Below are 269 nucleotides of genomic sequence, written 5' to 3'. Positions count from 1 at the left end.
AGCGCCAGCAGCTGGTCGAGCCCGGGCTGCGGGGCCCGCGTCTCGGCGGCGGCCTCGGGGACGTCCTCGCGCAGCACGCCGAGCAGCCGGCGCATCTCGGTGAGGGCGAGCCGGGCCGTGTCGCCGATCGCCAGGAACGAGGCGGCGCCCTGGTCGGTGAGGCCGGGGGTGGTGTAGCGGGCGGTCTCCGCCTGGACCGAGATCGTCGAGATGTGGTGGGCGACGATGTCGTGCAACTCCCGGGCGATGCGCGCCCGTTCACCGAGAAC

General features: G+C 74.7%; 1 protein-coding gene. It reads right to left on the bottom strand.

Annotated features, from left to right (window positions below; genetic code table 11):
* Positions 1 to 269: histidine kinase dimerization/phosphoacceptor domain-containing protein (locus G3I40_RS03050; RefSeq protein WP_164300585.1), on the bottom strand; the 269-nt coding region annotated here is incomplete at both ends.

Source organism: Streptomyces sp. SID14478, assembly GCF_010548525.1.
GTDB lineage: Bacteria > Actinomycetota > Actinomycetes > Streptomycetales > Streptomycetaceae > Streptomyces.
This window is presented reverse-complemented; position numbering and strand designations above follow the sequence as displayed.